Below are 683 nucleotides of genomic sequence, written 5' to 3' on the forward strand. Positions count from 1 at the left end.
ATGCCAGTAGATCGCGCCGCGCGTCACGCCGGCGTGCTTGGCGATGTCCGCGAGCGACGTGTGCGACACGCCTTTCTCGAAGAACACGTGTTCGGCGGCGTCGAGAATGCGATTGCGCGTCTCGAGCGCCTCCTCCTTGGTACGTCTGACCATGTGCAGGCCTGATTGGATCGATCGTCGGTGAATAGAGGGTCGCCACCCCTCGTCGCCGTCATGCAGACGGGCTATGCTTGCTTCCGGTAACAATTCGTAAGACTAGACAGCCGGTGGCGTACAAACGGGCTTTTTACATACATTCGTGAATGTATATACAATACCACCCTACGATCGAATGACCCAAGTGGCAATCAGTTAATATCCCACTCTGCTGATTCCCGCCCTAGTACTTGTCCGCAGTTCGCGGCATCCCGTCGGCATGGAGGTCTCGTGCCGACTTGCTGTATCCAGTAGTCCAGTAATTCAGGTGTTCGATCAGCGCCGCGAGGCGCATCCGTGTTGCGCTCCGCTCGGGCGCGGCACTCATTCCATTGGTTATACACAGAGGTCGCTCCATGCGCTTCGAACGGGTTACATACCGCTTAATCACTGTCGCGACGGCCGCCGTTTTCCTGGCCGCGTGCGGGAAGAAAGAATCGGCACCGCCGCCGCAAACGCCGGAAGTCGGCGTCGTCACCGTCCAGCCG

Annotated in this window: 1 protein-coding gene and 1 pseudogene; one reads left to right on the top strand and one right to left on the bottom strand. The window is 58.9% G+C overall.

Features of this window, described 5'->3' with window-relative positions:
* Window positions 1-153 (bottom strand): TetR family transcriptional regulator (locus tag A9Z05_RS38175; RefSeq protein WP_256122140.1); only part of this gene is annotated, 153 nt, incomplete at its 3' end.
* A gap of 398 nt (window positions 154-551) precedes the next feature.
* Here A9Z05_RS38175 and A9Z05_RS36635 point away from each other — a divergent pair.
* A pseudogene (locus tag A9Z05_RS36635) lies at window positions 552-683 on the top strand (efflux transporter periplasmic adaptor subunit); the annotation flags it as partial.

It is taken from the genome of Burkholderia sp. A2, assembly GCF_001729305.1.
Lineage (GTDB): Bacteria > Pseudomonadota > Gammaproteobacteria > Burkholderiales > Burkholderiaceae > Burkholderia > Burkholderia sola.